The sequence below is a fragment of the Panacibacter microcysteis genome, assembly GCF_015831355.1.
In the GTDB taxonomy this organism is placed as follows: Bacteria; Bacteroidota; Bacteroidia; order Chitinophagales; family Chitinophagaceae; genus Panacibacter; species Panacibacter microcysteis.
The window spans coordinates 1,996,494-2,017,361 of the sequence record NZ_JADWYR010000001.1; the positions used below are offsets into that span (position 1 = coordinate 1,996,494).

The window sequence follows — 20,868 nt, forward strand, 5'->3', positions numbered from 1 at the left end:
CAGGCAGGTCGTGTATTGGCGTATTTTGCCTGTAAAACAAGTGTGGCCCAAACAATGGTAGCAACCTATTTAAAAATATCGCTGCTTAAATGTTTGAACGCCTCCATTGCCCCCATGTATTCGCAGGTTCTTGCGCCGGCTTTATTCGCATTGTGAACGATCGCTGTCCATGAAGCTTCATCAAGCTGCTTAATTTCTTCCAGCGTTTGATTACTTAACTGGTACAGTACCGCACCCACAAACGCATCACCTGCGCCTGTTGTATCAACCGGGCTAACAGCAATACTGGGAACAATAATTGTTTTATGATTGATGCATAACATTGTGCCGTCTTTGCCCAATGTAATGGCAAATACAGCTTTTGTTTTGCCAAACAGGTAATGCACCGCATCTTCCAGCGTGGGCTTGCCGGAAAGCAGCATGGCCTCTTCATCGCTCACTTTAAAGAAGTGGCAGCTTTCAATAAAATTCAGGCTTTGGTCAATAAAACTTTTAGTATCTTTTTTTATCAGCAGGTGACGGTAGTTTGGATCAAAGCTGATGAGCAGGTTTTGTTGCAATGCTTTCTGCATAAGGCCTGCATACGCAGCCTGTAAAGGACCTGGCAAAAAACCGGTGGCGGAGCCAAAGTGCACAATCGAAAATTCACTGAGATTGATGCCTTCTACTTCGTGCCTGCTAAGCTGACCATCTGCACCACGGTTAAAATAAAAATCACGTTCACCATTTTCCATCAGCGATACGAAAGCAAACGTGGTGAAATGGTGCTCATCCTGCAGCATCCATTTTGTAGAAACACCAAATGATTGCATTACTTCTATCAGGTGTTTACCAAACGGGTCTATACCAACTTTTGCAGCAAGTTCTACCTGGCCTCCCAATGCAGCCACTGCTGCAGCTACATTTGTGGGCGCGCCGCCCGCTTTCTTTAAAAAATTATTGCCATCAGCTAAAGAGCTGCCTTTATCTACACAGATCATATCTATGAGCGCTTCACCAATGCAGAGTATTTTTTTCATGTTCTTTTTTTTATGACCAGCAATAATATTCGTCACCCGTTAATCTTTGAAGCAAATACTTCGTGGAGCTTCACGCATGGCTGGTTTTATGGGCCAGCTATACTTTCCTGGAAGATCCGTTTGCTTCAATCTTCGCGTTTGCTCAACAGCGCTTCAACCGTACAAGAGTGCGACGCAACCAAAGCTTAATGCCTGCACTGCTGCCTGGCTCCAAAAAATCAGTGCGCCCCGCCAACGGGCAATACTACCTCTGCAGCAGGCTTATCTGCTTTTATAAGCATTGTTGCGGCACATGCAATCAGCAACAGCACACCGGCAAAGGTGATGGCTCTTCCGGGATCGTTGTTTAAAAACCTGTCCAGTATAAAACCAAAAGTTGTTGTTTGCAGTATCATGGGTATAACGATCATCATGTTAATAATGCCCATGTATACGCCATAGCGTTCTTTGGGAATTTTGTTTACTACCATCAGGTAAGGTATGCCCATCATACTTGCCCATGCTATGCCAAAACCCGTCATAGGTGCAAAAAGCAGGTACTTGTTTTCAATCTGTGGAAATATGATGAGGCCAAGGCCTGCCAGCAACAGGCAGGATATATGTACAAATTTTGGTGAAAACTTTTTGGCAAGAAACACGAGGCCAAAGGCAGACAAAAAGGTTACTATGTTATACCAGCCATTTACCAGTCCGGCCCAGCCTACAGCTTCCTGGTACAACGTGGGATCTTTGGAGGGCGAGGTTTTCCAGACAGACTGGGCGATGCTTTTTGCGGCATTCTGCCAATAACAAAAAAGTGCATACCACTGAAAGAGGTACACGAGGGCAAGCTGCCACATTACTTTAGGCATATCCCTGATGGCGTGCGGTATTTCAATAAAGGGATCCAGTATACTTTGTTTATTTGCTTTTAATGCTGCCAGCTCTTCTGCTGTTGGTGGTATCTCCGGTGTTTTTTTAATTGACCATAAAACAGAAGTGATGGAACACAATGAACCAAGAAAGAAAGATGCAAAAACCCAGTAAGGTATTTGCCCGTGCATTTGTTTGAGGTAAGTAACTTTTTGAAAGATAAACAGCGAAACATTGGCCAGTGTAATACCGAGGCCTGTAAAAAAACTTTGGGTAAGAAAACCGGTGGCCATCTGATCTGCCGGTAGTTTATCTGCAATGAAGGCGCGGTATGGTTCCATGGCCGTGTTGTTGGCTGCATCTAGCACCCACAACAATCCTGCTGCCATCCAGAGTGTACTGCTGAAAGGGTACACAAAAAGGCAAAGGCTGCAAAACAATGCACCAATAAAAAAATATGGTTTACGGCGCCCCCATCGTGAGTGCCATGTCTTATCGCTCATAGCGCCGATGATGGGTTGTATCAGTAAACCGGTCATAGGGCCAGCCAGGTTAAGAAAGGGAATTTCATCCGGCTTTGCGCCAAGAAAATCGTAGATAGGATTTATTGCGGTTTGCTGCAGACCAAAACTATACTGAATGCCGAAGAAACCAACATTCATATTGATGATCTGCATAAAACTGAGGCGCGGTTTAAAAAAAGACATAAGCAATCATTAATTGGAAACAATAAATTTACTCAAACACTTAAAACAAAATACAGTTATACATTTGTGCTTTGGTTGCAATCGTTTGCGGTGAATAAATTTACGGCATGATAAGAAGACTACGAAAACAGCGGCTTGCATTTATAACATTGGTGTACTGGTTTTTGCTTATTTATATCATTGCTGCGCTGGTGTGGTGGTTTATTTCACTGGAGCGGCAAAACGACCTGATGTACACTTACCGTTTAAGTGAACTGAACAAAGACGATCTGCAATACAACAATAAACTGGCGCAACTGAACGAAGACCGTAACCGCAAAACAGCCCAGTATGTAGGTGAAGGTTCAACATTCTTATTGCTGATCTTATTAGGTGCTGTTTTTGTATACCGGGCCACACGCAAACAGTTGCGCCTTTCCCAGCAGCAGCAAAATTTTATGATGGCCGTAACGCATGAACTCAAAACACCCATTGCTGTTACACGCCTTAACCTTGAGACGTTACAAAAAAGAAAGCTGGAAGAGCAGCAGCAGGAAAAACTGATCAGCCTTGCGCTTGATGAAACCAACCGGCTCAACCTGCTTACCAACAATATATTGGTGGCCGCACAGCTCGATGCGGGGAATTACGTGATCAACAGGCAAAAGATCAATGTAAGTGTTGTAACACAGGAGGCCGTAAAAGACTTTGGTAAAAGGTTTCGCAACAGGCAGATTGATACTGCTATAACCGGTGATATTTTTATAGAAGGCGAACTGATGCTGATGCAGATGCTGATCAATAATTTAATAGAGAATGCACTGAAATATTCCGCTAAAGACAAGCCTGTAACGGTTCGGCTACAGCAAAGCAATAATGATGTGGTATTGAAAGTGATAGATGAAGGTGCAGGTATTAAACCCGCGGAAAAGAAAAAAATATTTGAAAAGTTTTATCGCTCGGGAGATGAATCTGTGAGAACCACTAAAGGCACCGGTCTTGGATTGTATCTTTGTAAGCGTATTGTAAAAGATCACAAGGGAACCATCAATGTAACTGATAATGAACCCGGCGGTTCCGTATTTACTGTAACCATTCCTGTTATATGAGCAACGAAAGCAAACTGAGTATACTGTTGGTAGAAGATGAGGAAAACCTACACGAGGCATTAAAACTAAATCTTGAAATGGAAGGCTACGAAGTTACTTCCTGCTACGATGGCAATGAAGCGTTGAAAGCTGTTCACAATGAATATTTCGACCTGATCATTATGGATATCATGTTGCCGGGCATAGACGGCATCAGCATTACGGAAAACATCAGGCTGCAACAAAATGAAGTACCCATACTAATGCTCAGTGCAAAAAATACCGGGGCAGACAGGGTAACTGGCTTAAAAAAAGGTGCCGATGATTACCTTACCAAACCTTTTAACCTGGAAGAGTTATTACTACGCGTAGAAAAGCTCATTGATAAGAATAAAAAGATCCGCGTAAAAGAAACAGTAGGCGATAAATACGAATTCAGCGGGAATACCATCAATTTTAAAGCGCAGGATGCCATTACATGGAATGGCCATAAGGTTGACCTGAGCAAAAAAGAAATCATGCTGCTCAAACTGCTCATCGAAAACAAAGGCCAGGTAGTAACCCGGGAAAAAATATTGCAGATGGTCTGGGGTTACAATGTTTATCCCACTACAAGAACCATTGATAATTTTATCCTTAGCTTTCGCAAGTATTTTGAGCCCGATAGCAGGAACCCCAGGTATTTTCATTCCGTACGCGGTATGGGTTATAAGTTTACCGAAGAATAATGGCGCAAAGGTGCTTTAGGTTATCGGGTAAAGTTTCTTTATAACTGCACTCAGTTCAAAATAAATATCTTCTTTTACGCCTTCCGCAATATCCGGCGAGTACAGGTTGCGGTTACAGGCCGCGTAAATTTTGTTACACAGCGCAGCCATTTCAGCGTCTTCATGCTGTAAAAGCATTATACATTCTGCGGCCGGTGCATGTTCTTTGTTAAACCTTTTTTGTAACGATGCCGTAAGCAGGTGCGATGCGCCCGATAGAAATGATCTGTCATCAGTTACTGCACCCAAACTATTTAAAGCAGAAAGAATTTCAACACCATTTTCTTCAGGCAATTTTGCTGCTGCAGCAGCAACCGGTGCAGCAGGTTGTTGCTCCCGGGTTTTCTGCTTTTTGTTTTTCAGGTTGTTGCTTACAAAAAGCACCGTTAGCACGGTTAACGCAATGGCACCAATGATCCATAAATATTTGCTGTTGCTTACATCTTCCTGCACTATACTTTCCAGCCGGGCTTTGTTGTTAACCGGTTTTGAAAAAGTTGCACGTACAGCGTCAGTCGATACAGTTTTGTAAGTATTGGCAGCAGCATCAAAATAATTGAATGAAACCGGTGGTATAGTCAGTGGTCCTTCCTTTAATGCAATAAAAGGTATCGCAAAACTTTTATAGCCTGTGGCAGGGTAATCGTTCTCATTGATCTGCTGCGAATCCGTTGGCTCAAAATGTTCCGTTTGTGCGGGCCAGCTTATCCCCGGCAGGTGAATGCCGGTAAAATTACCGCTGCCTTTTATCGTAATACGCAGCACTGCATTTTCACCTGCCGGTATATCATTGCTGTCAATAGCCGCTGCTATAGAAAAGCTGCCGATTACGCCACTAAAATCTGCTGGTTTATCTTGCTCCGGCAACGCTTTCACGTCTATGATCAACGGGTCATTTGCAATAGTAAGTGAATAATTATCCGGCGTGTTATCGGTATTGTTAAAAGGCACAATGTTGTCTATCGCAGCCTGCCCCAGTTGCAGCGGCCCTTCTTCCAGTGGTACAACCTGTACTTTTCTTATCGTATATACATGGAATATTTTACCGTTAATATCTTCAATTTCCGGGTCAGATGAATACGGCACATCGCTTACACTGCAACCGTCAAACGAAGGTTGCCTGTTTATTCTCGAACGGCAGTAAATGCACGAATAAAGTTTATAAGTAACCACCACCGGCTCACCAACATACGCAGATGTTTTACTGGCAATCGCTTTTACAAAAATGCTTTTACGTATAATAACCTCGGGGTTTTCGTTTTTTTCAACAGTTGGCGTTTGGTAACCATCATTAAACAGCGATGGCAGTTGCGCCGGTGTTTGCGCCACGCCATAAAAGCCCATACATAAAAAAATCATCAATATAAAAGGCCTGCTGTTCATAATAAGGAACACAAAAATAGAGACTACACCGTAGCAACAATTTTTTGTGCTGGTTAATGATGGGTTAAAGCGCAGGTATGTTTGTTGGCAGGCAGTAGTTTTGCATGGCATCACCTGTTGTGTCACTCACTTTATCGTTCCGTTTTCATGGCGGCTGCAGCGTTCTGCTGCTGCGGGTTCGCCCAAATAAGTGGCAGCACGGCGTTTTTTATGCAACAGGTTTAATGCCTATATTTAGTAAAAAGATTGCAAGATCATGTGGCGTTTGTTATGTATTTGCTTTGCTTTACACCCCTTTTTTGCTGCTGCGCAAAATAGCACATCACCTGCGTTTGATGTTACAAAAACCTATTCACCACAGTTGTTGGCGCAATACCTTACCGCGAATGATACAACAGACCTTCAGCGCATAACATCTCTGTTTACATGGATTACTCAAAACATTGCATACAATACAAAACGGTTTGATAATAATTATAATAACCGTTATGTGGCAGTGTTGGATGATGAAGAAGAAGCAGATTCTCTATCACCGCTAAAACCTTTGTATGAGCGTGTAGCCATACAGGTACTAAAAAGAAGGACTGCCGTTTGCGGTGGTTACGCCAATCTTTTTAAAGCACTTTGCTCAGGAATAGGTATACCCTGCGAAGTGGTTACAGGGCTCGGCAAAGTAAGCCCTGGCCGCATCGATAAGCGGTTTACCAGCAACCACCGCTGGAATGCCGTATTCGCAGATACTGCCTGGCATTTGCTGGATGCTACATGGGCAAGTGGTTATATCAATTACCGGAACGAGTTTCAGCAGTTTTATAATCCGGTTTATTTCTTTGCAGATCCTGCCGAGTTTATCAAAGACCACTATCCCGAAGACCAGCGATGGGCGTTGCTGCCACAACCGCCCGTACTTACTGAATTTATGTTTTCGCCTTTTAAAACAACAGCGTTCAACAGGTTTTACATTAAGTCTTTTTCGCCTGCCGCCGGTATTATCAATGCAAGACCTGGCGATAGTATAACTTTTGAAATAGAAGCAGAAAGACCCGAAACTATATGGGTGTCAGATATCCGTTATACAGATTCCAATACGGTAAAGCTGATGCAGTGTTGCGGAGCTTCAAAACCAGTAAATAAGAGAAGCGGTAAGAAAGTAAGCTACACTTACCAGGTATTCTCACCGGGGGTTGAATGGCTGCATATCATTTTCGATGATGAGATTATACTGCGGTATAAGTTGAATATTATTTCAGAAAGCCTCGCACCACCACCGCCAGCGGTTGATACAGTCATTTATAAACACTAATTGCTATTTTCTGCGCACATCAATTCTTTTAGCAAGTATAAACCTGTAATTGCCTGTTGGTACAACGTAGGCACGGTCAGCAGTTGCTGTATTTATCCATAATGTATTGGCGGCCAGGTTAGCACTCAGGTTCCAGTCTTTCCAGTTATACCCAATAGCAGCTTTATATATAAATGATGGTGCTACCGCTGTTTTTGCAGCGGTTACACCATTGGCAAAAGCGGAGCTGAAGTGTACATCCAGGTTGGCGATACCTGAACCCATTATGTATAAGTGTTTTTGAATAACCAGTGTATATGCGTAGCCGGCACCAATACCAACAGTAAAGAACTGCATTTTATCCATTGGTGCCTGGGTAAAAGAAGCCGCTTTTGCCGCGGGAATCAAACTGCTGTCGCCTTTCATAGCACCATAGTAAAACTCGCCGCCGTATAATACAGAGCCTGCAGATTTTTTTTGCCACTCACTTTGTATCATGGCAGCATTGTAGGAAAATTTACCTGCGTTGGGAACACGATAGGCTGCAATGCCGGCCAGCGTTTGTACAGCATCTGCACGATAATAATATTGATTGTTGCCCTGTGCAAAATCATCTTTGTCAATATGCAGGCCTTTGTGTCTTATGGCCAGCACATCAATGGCCCATTTGTATGGGTAAACGTGTAGCTCAAGGTCGATGCTTTTGGTTTTGCCTTTTTCGTCATCGTGATTGATAAACCCAAAACCATAGGCAAGGTTTAGCGACAGGTTATTATAAGTAGCGCCCACGCCCATTACCAACGGTGTGTTGGCACGGTAATCAATATCGTTTGATTGCTCAGCCGCAGGAAAATGTACCGAAGTGTATTTTTTGGAGAAATAAAAGCGGGTGGTGAGTTTTTTTGGGAAAGTGGTGTAATAGCCAGTATCGTGCTGTGGTTTGTATTGCGCAAAAATATTCAGTGAAAAAAACAGCATGCCGAGTGCGATAAGACCTTTTCCGTAAACGTAAATTTTCATGTTTATATTGGTATGCATCATTATGTTTAAATACCATGCCAAAGAAAATAAGGCAAAATGCCGGTGAATATAAACGAAAGATTGATTTGAATAGCGCGGAACAGGCGTGAGGCATTTACCGGAGAGATCTGCCAGCCGGCCTGGTGAAAAAAATACCCAGGTATTAATGCTGTAAATACCGCTTTGGTGGATGCCCGGAGAAACTACGGGGAGTGCCCCAAAGCTGCATAAAGGACAAAGCGCACAAGAGTGCGACGCAAGCGAAGCTACATAGCAGCAATGCCGCCGGGCTCATAAAGCCTAACACGCGTAAGTAAAACAACAACTTTAATTAAGCATAAACGATTGTAGATTTGCAGCCCGTTAAAGCAGTCTTCCAACATGAACGAGCAATTGAAGAAGTTAGCGCAGCAATTAGAAGGTGAGTTTTATTATGACAACACCATTCGCACACTTTACGCTACAGATGCGTCTGCGTACAGGGAAATGCCACTGGCTGTTGCTATGCCCAAAAACGTGGACGATATAAAAAAGCTGATCGGTTTTGCAACAACACATCAAACATCGCTTATACCACGTACGGCAGGTACATCACTTGCCGGGCAGGTGGTTGGTAATGGTATTGTAGTGGATGTATCAAAATATTTTACAGGTATTCTTGAACTAAATACGGAAGAGCGATGGGTGCGTGTACAGCCTGGTGTAATACGGGACGAACTGAATATGTTTTTAAAACCGCATGGTTTATTCTTCGGGCCGGAAACATCTACCGCAAACCGCGCCATGATTGGCGGAATGGTGGGCAATAACTCATGTGGCTCCAACTCTGTAGTGTACCGCAGTACGAGAGAACATTTGCTGGAAGTAAAGGCTTTACTGAGTGATGGAAGCGAGGTAGAGTTTAAAAGCATTGGTACTGAAGAATTTCATGCCAAATGCGAATTACCCACGCTGGAAGGTACGATCTACAAAAAGGTACGCAGCCTGCTGGGCAATTACGATAACCAGGTAGAGATACGAAACGAGTTTCCCAAAAAAACAGTGGAGCGCCGCAATACCGGCTATGCAGTAGACCTTCTGCTGGAAACAGATCCATTTACGGCGGGTGCGGAACAGTTTAACTTTTGTAAACTGATTGCAGGCTCTGAAGGCACGCTGGCCTTCATAACCGAAATAAAACTGAACGTAGTGCCGCTGCCGCCGGCGGAAACAGGTTTGCTCTGCGTACACTTCAATAATGTAGATGAGGCATTGCGTGCAAACCTTATCGGTCTTACATACGGCCCTTCTGCAAGCGAACTGATCGACCACTATATATTGGAATGTACCAAAGACAATATTGAACAAAGAAAGAACAGGTTTTTTGTACAGGGTGACCCGGGTGCTATCCTGGTGATTGAATTTTTAAAAGACACAAGAGAAGAAATTACCGCAATAGCTGCAGCAGTGGAAGCGGACATGCGTGCCGCAAACCTGGGTTATCACTTCCCGCTTTTGTTTGGCAGTGACAGCAAAAAAATATGGACACTACGCAAAGCCGGCCTCGGTTTGCTGAGTAACCTGCCGGGTGATGATAAAGCTGTGCCTGTAATAGAAGATACAGCCGTAGATGTAAATGACCTGCCCGCATTTATAAGAGACTTCAACATTATACTAAAGCAGCACAACCTGTATTCTGTTCACTATGCGCATGCGGGCAGCGGTGAAATACACTTAAGACCCATCATTAATTTAAAGACTGCAGAAGGTAATCGTCTCTTCAGAACAATTGCAGAAGAGATTGCAACCTTGGTAAAAAAATACAAGGGCTCTTTAAGCGGGGAACATGGCGATGGAAGATTGCGTGGAGAGTTCATCAGGCAAATGGTGGGGGAGAAGAACTACCAGTTATTGCGCGATTTAAAATATACCTGGGATCCCGGGCAGATATTTAACCCCGGCAAGATTGTAGATACGCCGCCAATGAACACTATGCTGCGCTATACACCGGGCCAGCAAACACCTGCATTCAATACCATTTTCAGGTATTATAACCAGGACGTGCTGCAGCATGCCGAGCAATGTAATGGCAGCGGCGATTGCAGGAAAACACAACTTTCCGGCGGCACCATGTGCCCTTCATTTATGGCTACGCGTAACGAGAAAGATACCACCAGGGCGCGGGCCAATATACTGCGTGAGTTCCTTACCAACTCTGATAAGATGAACAGGTTTGACCATAAAGAGATTTACGAGGTAATGGACCTGTGCCTGAGTTGTAAAGGCTGCAAATCTGAATGCCCCAGTAATGTGGATGTTGCTAAATTGAAAGCAGAGTTTTTACAACATTATTACGATGAAAACGGTGTTCCTTTCAGAAGCAAATTAATAGCAAACTTTAATACTTCTGCTAAGCTTGGAGCTATTGCACCAGGTATTTACAACTTTGTAATGACCAATAAACCGGTAAGTACGCTGGTTAAAAAGATTTCCGGTTTTGCAGCAGACAGGTCTATGCCAACCATGTACAAAACAACGCTTATGCGCTGGTACAAAAACAATAAGCATAACGCTGCAGCAAACAAAGAAACAACAAAGAAGGTTTATCTCTTTTGTGATGAGTTTACCAATTACAACGATACTGAAATTGGTATAAAAGCGATACAGTTATTGGAAAAGCTTGGCTACGAAGTGGTGATACCTAATCACGAAGAAAGTGGCCGTGCGTGGTTGAGCAAGGGATTGATACGTGAAGCAAAAAAGATTGTCAATAAAAATATCCGCTTGCTTTGCTCACTGGTAAGTGCAGAAACCCCGCTTATTGGTATTGAACCTTCTGCCATCCTCACTTTCAGGGATGAATATGTTGACCTTGCAGATGATGACCTGTATACACTGGCAGCAGACCTTAGCAAAAATGTCTTTACCATAGACGAATTTATTGCTGCAGAAATAGAGCGCGGCAACATTCGTAGCGGGCATTTTACCACAGACAAAAGAAAAATTGTATTGCACGGGCATTGCCAGCAAAAAGCATTGTCTTCGGTAGCGCATACTATAAAGGCACTTACACTGCCGGAAAACTATTCTGTTGAAACCATACCCTCGGGTTGTTGTGGTATGGCGGGTTCTTTTGGGTACGAAAAAGAGCACTACGAAATTTCCATGAAGATTGGTGAACTGGTACTGTTCCCCGCCGTACGCAAACAGGCAGATGATGTGCTTATTGCCGCGCCGGGCACAAGTTGCCGTCACCAGGTAAAAGACGGCACCGGTAAGCATGCCCAACACCCGGTAGAAATTTTATACGACGCACTGTTATAATTATTTTCCCGTCTGTGCAGACGGTTGGCATGCGGTATGAAAAAATATGCTGGTTATCCATGCCCGCGACGCAAAAAACGGCGGTAGAAAACGGCTGCGAATGCTAAAGACCTTACTGAAACACTCAATAAATCGGGCGTATGAAAATTACATTTTACTCCACGCAACCTTATGATACTTTGTTTTTTAACCGCTACAATGACAGCTTTGGGTTTGAACTGGAATTTTTGGAAACACAACTCAATGTGCAAACGGCACCCCTGGTAAGTAGTGCCGCAGTAGTATGTGTTTTTGTAAACGACCTGGTAAACGAAGCAGTACTGAAAATCTTCAGTGAGCGGGGTGTAAAAATTATTGCACTGCGTTGCGCCGGCTTTAATAATGTAGACATCAACGCTGCTAAGCAGTTGGGCATACGCATTTGCCGCGTACCGGCCTACTCACCACAGGCGGTGGCCGAGCATGCGGTAGCCATGTTGTTAACGCTCAACCGGAAAACACATAAGGCATACAATAGGGTAAGAGAACAAAATTTCTCCTTAAACGGTTTGCTTGGTTTCGATTTATTTGGCAAAACGATCGGGGTTATTGGTACAGGAAATATCGGAAAAGCCTTTTGCAGGATCATGCGCGGTTTTGGTTGCTCCGTACTCGCATTCGATCTTATTGCCAATAAGGAACTGGAAGCAGCGGGGGTGCAGTTTGTGCCGCTGATTGAGCTGCTGAATAAAGCGGATATTATTTCGTTGCATTGCCCGTTGAATGAACAGACCAGGCATTTGATCAACGCAGATACAACAGGCATGATGAAACGCGGTGTAATGCTTATTAACACCAGCCGTGGTGCACTGATAGATACGCAGGCTGTTATAGATGCGTTAAAAAGCGGGCAGATTGGCTTCCTCGGTATTGATGTTTATGAACAGGAAGAACATCTTTTCTTCCGTGATCTTTCTGCAACAGTCATAGAAGATGATACCATACAGCGGCTCATGAGCTTTCCAAATGTGTTGGTAACAGCCCACCAGGCATTTTTCACAGAAGAAGCACTTACACAAATTACACTTACCACTTTTCGCAACGTGGGTGAACTGCTTAAAACAAACAATTTAATAAACCGGCAGGCGTTATTAGTGTAGGAATTATTTTTGCAGAAACAGTCCTTATACATCACACTTATGAAAAGAAACACGCTGGTCATTGTATCCCTGCTATGTTCACTTTTTTTTGTTTATAGCTGCAGCAAAGAATTAAGTCTAGAAACAGGCGGTAAAACCGGTACAGCAAACTATACCTTGTGGGATAGCGCAGGTGCATGTATCTACGACAGCGTGTATGGTACATATTACAACGGCATTCAGCCACGGGGCGATACGGCTTTTGTGGAGGTGCAGGTAAATGTTACGGAGACCGGTACATACTTTATTTCATCTGATGCACAGAACGGGTTAACGTTTGCAGACTCCGGTTTCTTTGCTACAACAGGTATCAATACCATCCGCTTAAAACCAACAGGTATTCCCCTTGAAATAAGACCTGCAGTATTTACATTGGCGGTCGACTCTGCTATATGTAATTTTATTGTATATGTGCAGGATAGTACAGGCACAGGTCTTGGTGGAGGCGGAGATACAACCGGCACCGGCGGTTCAGATACTACCAATCTCTCCGATACTGCATGGCAGTTCAATGCAGGCACCAGTTATCATCATGGATCTTTCGATACGGTTTTTGTTATAGATACACTTGGATTAAAATATCTCACATTTGTGGGCAGCACAGCACCCCGGCAGGATACTGCTTTCTTAATGGGCATACTGCTTACATCAGGCAGCATACAGCCAGGTACGTATACCACGGCGTTTGAAGCAGGCTTTTACTTAACCACCTATACAGGCACAACGCCTGTCCCGGTTTACCAGGCTGATGGTACTACATCAACAAGTGGTGTAGTTACTATTACCATTACCTCTTACAATAGCAGTACAGGTATTATATCCGGCACGGTAAGCGGAGACGCTGTTGATGAAACAGGCGCTGTCGTCCCGATAACTGACGGGTCTTTTACAGCAAAAATCACCTGATAAATAAAAAGTTCAAACCCCGCGGCAGCGGGGTTTTTTATGGTATGTGGTAAGCTGCATTGCTACTATAAGGCTGCTGTTGTGTCACTCACTTGTACTGCAGGGTCTTTATTCGGCATGCTGCAAAGTCGTCATGTTTTTACCGGTCCTGCAGAAGGCGCTACAGTTAATCAAATAGTTTTCCCGCACCAAAAATAATGGCAAGCCATATAAGGCCCTTGATAAGGAAAAATAAAAAGCCGGCAATGCCGATCTTTTTAAACCATGCTTTTATTTTTTCTTTGTCTGCCACGTTTATAAGAACAGTAAAGTTAGCAAATCATCACAGCCGCCGGTGTTAACGCTGCATTTTGTAAAAAGGAAAACAGCGGTCAGCTCTTTTTCTTTTTGTATTTTATTTCAACTTCCTGCACGCCCTGCTTTGTCATGTCAAGTTTATCCGCAGCTTTTTTACTCAGGTCTATAATACGTCCCTGCACAAAAGGTCCGCGGTCGTTGATACGCACTTTTACAGATTTGCCGTTGGCAAGATTTACCACTTTCACTTTCGTTCCAAAAGGCAGCGTTTTATGGGCTGCGGTAAGTTTCCGCTGGTGAAATGTTGCACCACTTGCGGTAGGCCGGCCTTCAAATTTATCTGCGTAGTAAGATGCTTTGCCATTTTCATACACGGCGCGGCTGCATGAAGCAAGCAGCATTGCGGCAAGTAAAACAATGATGTAAGATTTATGCATAGGATAATTTTAGCGGCTTAAGCAAAAGGAAACTTTACAACCTTTGCTTTTACAGGGTTGTTGCGTATGGCAATAAATATTTCACTGTCGAGCATAGCGTGCTCCGTTGTTACATAACCAAGGCCAACTGCCTTACCCAGAGAAGGGGCCTGTGTGCCGCTTGTAACGTAACCAATAACGTTATTGTCTTTGTCAACAATCTGGTAATGGTGGCGTGGAATGCCGCGCTCCACCATTTCAAAGCCAACCAGCCTGCGCTTAACGCCTTCGGCTTTCTGTTGTGTCAGTATATCTTTTGCTGTAAAATCAGTTGTCTTATTTAGTTTGGTGATCCAGCCAAGGCCGGCTTCCAGCGGAGATGTGGTATCATCTATATCGTTGCCGTATAAACAATAACCCATTTCAAGACGCAGTGTGTCTCTTGCACCAAGCCCAATGGGCTTAATACCTGCCGTTGCGCCCACTTCAAAAATCGCGTTCCATATTTTTTCTGCACACTCATCTTTGTCTTCAAAGTAGATCTCCACGCCGCCGCTGCCGGTATAACCAGTTGCGCTGATGAGTACATTTTCCACGCCTGCAAACCTGCCTTTTACAAAAGTGTAGTACTTCAGGTTCATAATATCCAGCCCAGTAAGCGGCTGTAATATTTTGCAGGCATTCGGGCCCTGTATAGCGAGTAAACATGTTTTGTCGCTTATGTTGTGCATCTCAACGTTTGCGGTATTGTGAGCGCTAATCCAATCCCAGTCTTTTTCGATGTTGGAAGCGTTTACAACAAGCATGTAGGTCTTGTTTTCCTCGATGCAGTAAACAATCAGATCATCTACAATACCACCGGTGTTATTGGTAAGTGCCGAATACTGTGCCTTTCCGTTTGTAAGTTTGGATGCATCGTTGGTGGTTACTCGTTGTATAAGGTCTGATGCATTAGGCCCTTTTAAAATAAATTCTCCCATATGGCTTACGTCGAATACCCCGGCATTGTTGCGTACTGCTGCATGCTCATCATTAATGCCGGTATAACTGATGGGCATGTTGTAACCTGCAAATTCAGCCATTTTTGCGCCCAGTGCTATATGCTTTTTTGTAAACGGAGTATTCTTCATTGCAATCATTTTTGTGTGCGGCAAAAATAGCAGAGTTGCTGTGCAGGAAAAAATTATGTTCAGCAGCATCCATTATGTGCCACGCTGCTGCCGGAACAGGAGCCTGTATTGCTTTAATGAACATGGCCGGAGCATGCTGCATATTGTTCCAAACCCTGAAGTGAGTGACACAACTGCCGATGCCACCTGCATTGTAGCCGGCTACCAAAATACGCGCCGCAAAATCAGGCACTGTGTTTGCTAATGGAATGCGATTTTTTCATAGTATCCAATAAATTGATATGTGTTTCGTTTTAGAATTTTTGACGATGCATTTATGATAAGAAATAGGGGATTCAATGGGATTGTCCAAATATACTTCTTACCCTTTTTAAACAATACTTGTTAATTGAAGCATAAGGCTGGAAAAATCTGCATTTTGCACTTTGTTAATTCCGGTTAATTACAGCAATTTTGCAGGCATTCAAACATTTTACTAAAAAATCTGAACCTAACATATAAATGGGACTTTTTAATTTGTTCACGCAGGAGATTGCCATGGATTTGGGTACCGCCAATACCCTGATAATTCATAATGAAGAGATTGTTGTAAATGAACCGTCGATTGTTGCCCTTAATCGTAATAACCTGAAAGAGGTTTTAGCGGTTGGTAAGCGTGCATTGATGATGCATGAAAAAACGCATGAAAGCATACGTACCGTTCGCCCTTTGAAAGATGGAGTAATTGCTGATTTTAACGCTGCAGAATTGATGATACGGGAAATGATCAAAATGATCTATCCCAAAAAACCTTTGTTTCCGCCAAGCTGGAGAATGATGATCTGTATTCCTTCTTCTATAACAGAAGTAGAAAAACGGGCAGTAAGAGACAGTGCAGAACAGGCAGGTGCAAAAGAAGTATACCTTATTCACGAACCAATGGCAGCCGCACTTGGTATTGGTATAGATGTAGAAGAGCCGGTAGGTAACATGATCATCGATATTGGTGGTGGTACCACAGGTATTACTGTAATTGCGCTGGCAGGTATTGTATGCGATCAGTCTATACGTATTGCCGGAGATGAATTTACCGCAGATATTATGGAAGCGCTGCGCCGCTACCACAGCTTACTGATTGGTGAGCGTACAGCAGAACAGATAAAAATACAGATTGGCGCCGCCATGAAAGACCTGGAAAATCCGCCGGATGATATTCCTGTAAACGGCCGCGACCTAGTAACCGGTATTCCGAAACAGATCATGGTAAGCTTCCAGGAAATTGCGGAAGCATTGGATAAATCGATCTTTAAAATAGAAGAAGCAATTCTTAAAGCACTCGAAACCACGCCGCCCGAACTTGCTGCAGATATTTACCGCCGTGGTTTATACCTAACCGGTGGCGGTGCATTATTGCGCGGGCTGGATAAACGCCTTAGTCAAAAAATAAAACTGCCTGTACATATTGCAGACGACCCGCTGAAGAGCGTTGTGCGTGGTACCGGTCTTGCACTTAAAAATTATCAGCGCTACCCGTTTGTAATGCGTTAAAAGAGTTTTCTGCAGGTTGCCGGGCCCTGGTTACCGGTAACCTGAAACCTGTAAACCGGGATCATGTACTACCGTGCGTAACATCTTTCTTTTCATAAGACGTTTCTTTAACCTCATCCTGTTCCTGGTATTGCAGGGGGCAGGTGTTTATATTCTTACCAATTACAACAAAACACACCAGGCCGTGCTGGGGGCTGTAGCCAACGAGGTTACAGGTTCGGTAAGTAAAAAGTACAACGATGTGGAGTACTACTTCCATTTAAAAGCCACCAACGACTCCCTGGTAAAGGAAAATGCAAGACTGCATAACCTGCAGGCGTCCAGTTTTGAAAGTGCCGATACAACAAATGTTGTAAAAATTGACTCTCTGCTGAAAGATACTATGGGCGCCAGGAAGTTTCTTTTTATGGAAGCAAAAGTGGTGAACAGCTCTGTAACACAGGAGAACAACTACATCACGATACACCGTGGGGCAAAGCAGGGCATACAGCCAGATATGGCGGTAATTGGCCCCGATGGTATTGTTGGCAAGGTAATAATGGTAAGTGATAATTACAGCCGTATCATGAGCCTGCTAAACAGGAAAAGCAAAGTAAACGCCATGTTGAAAAATGGCTTCTATACCGGCGATCTTGAGTGGAATGGTGCAGATCCTTCTTACCTCATGCTGAACAATATTTCTAAAAGTGCCAAGGCACAGAAAGGCGATACCGTTCTTACTAGCAATGTGTCCCAGTCACTCAGTTTTCCACCGGGCTTAATGGTAGGCACGGTAGCCGAAGTTATTGCAGACAAGGGCAGCAGCTTCCTGAAATTAAGGGTAAAGGCCGCTACTAATTTTTACAGCCTGCAGTATGTATATGTAACAAGCAATCTTCAGTTGCAGGAGCAAAAAACACTCGAAGCAAAAACACCCAAAGATTAATGAGCAGCCTGCTTAAAAATATTATCCGTTTCATTTTATTCATACTGGTACAGGCTTTTGTGCTGGATAAAGTACCGCCGCTGCATCAGTATGTAAAGCCCATTTTTTATTTTCTGTTTGTATTGTGGCTGCCATTCAGCATTAACCGAAGTGTGCAAATGATCATTGCATTTGTGTTTGGTTTGTGCATGGATTATTTTACAGGCACACCCGGCCTCCATGCCATACCCTGCGTGCTTATTGCCTACCTGCGGCCTTTCTTTTTAAACGTCTTAATATCCCAGGAGAAGAAGGAAGTCAGTTATGCAGAGCCAAGTATTACCAGCCTTGGCTGGGCGCCGTACAGCGTTTATATTGTGGTACTTACTTTCCTGCATCATGCATGCCTGGTATTGATCGAATGGCTGCAGTTTGGAGATTTCATTTTCTTCATCGGCAAGGTAGCCGCATCTACCGCGCTAAGCATATTGCTCATCTTTGTAACAGAAATGTTGTTTCCCCGCAAGGCAAGGTACAGAACCAATACAGCCTGATTTTTATTGGCCCGGCTGCAGTACTGGTGGCATCGCCTGTTGCGTCGCACTCTTGTACGTACTGTCCGTTACGCAGCAACGGGCACCGCCTGCTTACGACTGCTCCATCATGCTCCTGTAAATACCCATTTCAAGTCCGCGTATTTCTGCCAGGCCTCTTAACCTGCCTATAGCGCTATAACCAGGATTGGTTGTTTTCTTCAGGTCATCGAGCATCTGGTGGCCATGGTCGGGGCGCATGGGCAAAGCAGTTTGTCTTTGCTGCATAACCTGCAAAAGATTTTTGATTACCGCATACATATCTACATCTCCATCCAGGTGATTGTCTTCAAAAAAATCACCCCATTCGTTTGTCCTTGTACTGCGCAAATGCACAAAGTGAATGCGGTCTGCAAACTGCAATACCATTTCCGGCAGTTTGTTATCGGGCCTTACCCCAAATGAGCCTGTGCAAAAACACAGGCCATTGCTTGCAGACGGAACAGCCTCAAATATCTGCTGCGCCTGCCTGTAATTACATACCACCCGTGGCAACCCTAAAATACTGTATGGCGGGTCATCAGGGTGGATAGCCATTTTAACACCTGCTTCTTCGGCCACAGGAATAATCTCTTGTAAAAAATCAATAAGGTGTTGTTGCAGTTTTTGTGTATCGATGTCTTTGTATTTTGCCAGCGCATCTTTAAAATCATCCAGTGTAAAGCTTTCTTCGCTGCCAGGCAGGCCTGCAATGATATTTTGCATAAGCAGTATCTTGTCTTCTGCAGGCATGGAAGCATATCGTTTTTTTGCACGCGCAAGTTCTTCCCAACTGTAGTCATGTTCGGCGCCTTCGCGCTGCAGCATATACATGTCAAAAGCAATAAAGGCAGCACGCTCAAACCGGAGCGCTTTACTGCCATCGGGCATGGTAAAAGAGAGGTCTGTTCTTGTCCAGTCCAGCACCGGCATAAAGTTGTAGGTAACAATATTTACACCGCATGCGGCAAGGTTAAGCAGCGTTATTTTATAATTTTCGATGTATTGTTTATAGTTGCCGGTCTGCGTTTTAATGTCTTCGTGTACAGGTACACTTTCCACTACATCCCAGTAAAGACCGGCGGCTTCTATCTCTTCTTTTCTTTTCTGTATTTCTTCTACCGTCCAGATGGCGCCATTGGGAACATGGTGTAGTGCAGATACAATGCCGCTGCACCCTGCCTGCTTAATATCCTGCAGGCTTACAGGATCTGAAGGGCCAAACCAGCGCATGGTTTGTAAAAACGTATACATCTTTTTTGAAGCTGCGTTGCTCATTGTATAAAAATATGTGGCGTAAAGATATATCGTACATGATATGCGGTCGTTATAATTTTCACTACGCTCGTCGCACTTGCTGCGTATAGATTAAGCCGTACAAGAGTGCGACGCAACCAAAGCTCAATAGTAGTAATGCAGCCGGGTACACAATAAATAACAAACTCCCTATTTTTGTCGCTCAAATAAAAAAAGTATGACGAACACTATAAGGAATGACTGGAGTGTAAATGAAATAAAAGACATCTATGAAACGCCCCTCCTGGAATTGATTTATAAAGCCGCCACAATGCATAAAAATTATAATGATACTGCAGAAGTGCAGGTTTGTACACTGCTGAGTATAAAAACGGGTGGCTGCAGTGAAGACTGCGCTTACTGCCCGCAGGCTGCACGCTACAACACTGGCGTAAATGTACATGCGCTAATGAAGCAGGAAGAAGTGCTGGAATATGCACGCAAGGCCAAAGAAGCAGGCAGCACAAGATTTTGTATGGGTGCTGCATGGCGGGAAGTGCGGGATAACCGCGATTTTGACCGCGTAATAGATATGGTAAAAGGCGTAAACGAAATGGGTATGGAAGTATGTTGCACCCTTGGAATGCTTACAGCAACACAGGCGCAGAAGCTGGCTGATGCAGGCTTGTATGCGTATAATCACAACCTGGACACATCTTCGGAATACTACGAAGCAATCATTACCACACGCACTTATGAAGACCGTTTGCAAACGCTGGATAATGTGAGAAAAGCCGGTGTAAGCGTTTGCTGCGGCGGTATTGTAGGTTTGGGAGAAACCAAAGAAGACCGTATAAACATGTTGCATACACTGGCTACTATGCCGGAGCACCCGGAAAGTGTGCCGATCAACGCTTTGGTGCCTGTTGCAGGTACACCACTGGAACATAATACCAAAGTAGATATATGGGACATGGTGCGGATGATAGCAACAGCACGTATACTAATGCCCAAAGCAATGGTGCGGTTGAGTGCAGGCAGAACGAGCATGAGTGTATCTGAACAGGCATTGTGTTTTATGGCTGGTGCCAACTCAATATTTGCGGGTGATAAGTTGCTTACTACGCCCAACCCATCGTTTGATGAAGACAATGCCATGTTCCGGTTGCTGGGTTTAAAACCGAGAGCAGCATTTAAAGCAGAAAAAAATCAGACACTTGCAGAAGCTGTTGAAGCAATGGTGCATTAATTATGTAAGTGCTTATATAAAAGTATAGCCCGCTGTTTTTTGCAGCGGGTTAT

Annotated in this window: 17 protein-coding genes; 10 read left to right on the forward strand and 7 right to left on the reverse strand. The window is 43.9% G+C overall.

What is annotated here, in order from left to right:
• Positions 1–65: 65 nt before the first annotated feature.
• Positions 66–1,019, reverse strand: a complete 954-nt coding sequence (locus I5907_RS08040; protein WP_196990199.1) for a carbohydrate kinase family protein — start codon at positions 1,017–1,019, stop codon at positions 66–68.
• A gap of 218 nt (positions 1,020–1,237) precedes the next feature.
• Positions 1,238–2,578: an MFS transporter gene (locus I5907_RS08045; RefSeq protein WP_196990200.1), complete on the reverse strand. Its 1,341-nt coding sequence runs from the start codon at positions 2,576–2,578 to the stop codon at positions 1,238–1,240.
• A 107-nt stretch (positions 2,579–2,685) separates the two neighbouring features.
• On the opposite strand from I5907_RS08045, the gene I5907_RS08050 reads away from it, so the two are divergent.
• Together I5907_RS08050 and I5907_RS08055 are read left to right on the forward strand one after the other, a co-directional pair.
• On the forward strand, positions 2,686–3,666 hold the full coding sequence (locus I5907_RS08050) for a sensor histidine kinase (RefSeq protein ID WP_196990201.1): 981 nt from the start codon (positions 2,686–2,688) through the stop codon (positions 3,664–3,666).
• Positions 3,663–4,373 (forward strand): response regulator transcription factor, encoded by a 711-nt coding sequence (locus I5907_RS08055; RefSeq protein WP_196990202.1) that lies wholly within the window; start codon positions 3,663–3,665, stop codon positions 4,371–4,373. The genes I5907_RS08050 and I5907_RS08055 overlap by 4 nt, the downstream gene beginning before the upstream one ends.
• A 15-nt stretch (positions 4,374–4,388) precedes the next feature.
• On the opposite strand, the gene I5907_RS08060 is transcribed toward I5907_RS08055, so the two are convergent.
• Entirely contained in the window at positions 4,389–5,795 is a 1,407-nt protein-coding gene (locus I5907_RS08060; protein WP_196990203.1) for a BatD family protein, read from the reverse strand.
• A gap of 256 nt (positions 5,796–6,051) precedes the next feature.
• Here I5907_RS08060 and I5907_RS08065 point away from each other — a divergent pair, with 256 nt between their 5' ends.
• Positions 6,052–7,098 (forward strand): transglutaminase domain-containing protein, encoded by a 1,047-nt coding sequence (locus tag I5907_RS08065; protein WP_196990204.1) that lies wholly within the window; start codon positions 6,052–6,054, stop codon positions 7,096–7,098.
• 3 nt (positions 7,099–7,101) lie between these two features.
• Here I5907_RS08065 and I5907_RS08070 read toward each other — a convergent pair whose 3' ends face one another.
• Complete coding sequence (locus tag I5907_RS08070; RefSeq protein WP_196990205.1) at positions 7,102–8,097, reverse strand: DUF4421 family protein; 996 nt, start codon at positions 8,095–8,097, stop codon at positions 7,102–7,104.
• Positions 8,098–8,478: 381 nt separating this feature from the next.
• Between I5907_RS08070 and I5907_RS08075 the strand changes: the two genes are divergently transcribed.
• The 3 genes from I5907_RS08075 to I5907_RS08085 all read left to right on the forward strand — a co-directional run bounded on the left by I5907_RS08075 (position 8,479) and on the right by I5907_RS08085 (position 13,484).
• Complete coding sequence (locus I5907_RS08075; RefSeq protein ID WP_196990206.1) at positions 8,479–11,400, forward strand: FAD-binding and (Fe-S)-binding domain-containing protein; 2,922 nt, start codon at positions 8,479–8,481, stop codon at positions 11,398–11,400.
• Between the two features lie 140 nt (positions 11,401–11,540).
• Positions 11,541–12,539, forward strand: coding sequence for a 2-hydroxyacid dehydrogenase (locus I5907_RS08080; RefSeq protein WP_196990207.1), 999 nt, complete (start codon positions 11,541–11,543; stop codon positions 12,537–12,539).
• Between the two features lie 39 nt (positions 12,540–12,578).
• Entirely contained in the window at positions 12,579–13,484 is a 906-nt protein-coding gene (locus I5907_RS08085; RefSeq protein WP_196990208.1) for a hypothetical protein, read from the forward strand.
• Positions 13,485–13,855: 371 nt separating this feature from the next.
• Here I5907_RS08085 and I5907_RS08090 read toward each other — a convergent pair whose 3' ends face one another.
• Together I5907_RS08090 and gcvT are read right to left on the reverse strand one after the other, a co-directional pair.
• Positions 13,856–14,218 (reverse strand): septal ring lytic transglycosylase RlpA family protein, encoded by a 363-nt coding sequence (locus tag I5907_RS08090; protein WP_231401997.1) that lies wholly within the window; start codon positions 14,216–14,218, stop codon positions 13,856–13,858.
• Positions 14,219–14,235: 17 nt separating this feature from the next.
• Positions 14,236–15,327 carry a glycine cleavage system aminomethyltransferase GcvT gene (gcvT, locus tag I5907_RS08095; RefSeq protein ID WP_196990209.1) on the reverse strand — a complete coding sequence of 364 codons (1,092 nt, stop codon included), beginning with the start codon at positions 15,325–15,327 and terminating at the stop codon, positions 14,236–14,238.
• Positions 15,328–15,828: 501 nt separating this feature from the next.
• Here gcvT and I5907_RS08100 point away from each other — a divergent pair.
• From I5907_RS08100 to I5907_RS08110, 3 genes are all read left to right on the forward strand, one after another.
• Positions 15,829–16,854, forward strand: a complete 1,026-nt coding sequence (locus I5907_RS08100; RefSeq protein ID WP_196990210.1) for a rod shape-determining protein — start codon at positions 15,829–15,831, stop codon at positions 16,852–16,854.
• 73 nt (positions 16,855–16,927) lie between these two features.
• On the forward strand, positions 16,928–17,779 hold the full coding sequence (mreC, locus tag I5907_RS08105; protein ID WP_196990211.1) for a rod shape-determining protein MreC: 852 nt from the start codon (positions 16,928–16,930) through the stop codon (positions 17,777–17,779).
• Positions 17,779–18,312 (forward strand): rod shape-determining protein MreD, encoded by a 534-nt coding sequence (locus I5907_RS08110; protein ID WP_196990212.1) that lies wholly within the window; start codon positions 17,779–17,781, stop codon positions 18,310–18,312. The genes mreC and I5907_RS08110 overlap by 1 nt, the downstream gene beginning before the upstream one ends.
• A gap of 93 nt (positions 18,313–18,405) precedes the next feature.
• Here the strand turns inward: I5907_RS08110 and uxuA are convergent, their stop codons facing one another.
• Positions 18,406–19,584, reverse strand: coding sequence for a mannonate dehydratase (gene uxuA, locus I5907_RS08115; protein ID WP_196990213.1), 1,179 nt, complete (start codon positions 19,582–19,584; stop codon positions 18,406–18,408).
• A gap of 220 nt (positions 19,585–19,804) precedes the next feature.
• Between uxuA and bioB the strand changes: the two genes are divergently transcribed.
• Positions 19,805–20,815: a biotin synthase BioB gene (gene bioB / locus I5907_RS08120; RefSeq protein WP_196990214.1), complete on the forward strand. Its 1,011-nt coding sequence runs from the start codon at positions 19,805–19,807 to the stop codon at positions 20,813–20,815.
• Positions 20,816–20,868: the final 53 nt, after the last annotated feature.

Coding starts and splice junctions, on each gene's coding strand:
- I5907_RS08060 (WP_196990203.1), bottom strand. CDS start 5,795: ATGAACAGCAGGCCTTTTATATTGATGATTTTTTTATGTATGGGCTTT.
- I5907_RS08070 (WP_196990205.1), bottom strand. CDS start 8,097: ATGAAAATTTACGTTTACGGAAAAGGTCTTATCGCACTCGGCATGCTG.
- I5907_RS08065 (WP_196990204.1), top strand. CDS start 6,052: ATGTGGCGTTTGTTATGTATTTGCTTTGCTTTACACCCCTTTTTTGCT.
- uxuA (WP_196990213.1), bottom strand. CDS start 19,584: ATGTATACGTTTTTACAAACCATGCGCTGGTTTGGCCCTTCAGATCCT.
- gcvT (WP_196990209.1), bottom strand. CDS start 15,327: ATGAAGAATACTCCGTTTACAAAAAAGCATATAGCACTGGGCGCAAAA.
- I5907_RS08080 (WP_196990207.1), top strand. CDS start 11,541: ATGAAAATTACATTTTACTCCACGCAACCTTATGATACTTTGTTTTTT.
- I5907_RS08045 (WP_196990200.1), bottom strand. CDS start 2,578: ATGTCTTTTTTTAAACCGCGCCTCAGTTTTATGCAGATCATCAATATG.
- I5907_RS08100 (WP_196990210.1), top strand. CDS start 15,829: ATGGGACTTTTTAATTTGTTCACGCAGGAGATTGCCATGGATTTGGGT.
- I5907_RS08040 (WP_196990199.1), bottom strand. CDS start 1,019: ATGAAAAAAATACTCTGCATTGGTGAAGCGCTCATAGATATGATCTGT.
- I5907_RS08075 (WP_196990206.1), top strand. CDS start 8,479: ATGAACGAGCAATTGAAGAAGTTAGCGCAGCAATTAGAAGGTGAGTTT.
- I5907_RS08110 (WP_196990212.1), top strand. CDS start 17,779: ATGAGCAGCCTGCTTAAAAATATTATCCGTTTCATTTTATTCATACTG.
- I5907_RS08085 (WP_196990208.1), top strand. CDS start 12,579: ATGAAAAGAAACACGCTGGTCATTGTATCCCTGCTATGTTCACTTTTT.
- bioB (WP_196990214.1), top strand. CDS start 19,805: ATGACGAACACTATAAGGAATGACTGGAGTGTAAATGAAATAAAAGAC.
- I5907_RS08055 (WP_196990202.1), top strand. CDS start 3,663: ATGAGCAACGAAAGCAAACTGAGTATACTGTTGGTAGAAGATGAGGAA.
- I5907_RS08090 (WP_231401997.1), bottom strand. CDS start 14,218: ATGCATAAATCTTACATCATTGTTTTACTTGCCGCAATGCTGCTTGCT.
- I5907_RS08050 (WP_196990201.1), top strand. CDS start 2,686: ATGATAAGAAGACTACGAAAACAGCGGCTTGCATTTATAACATTGGTG.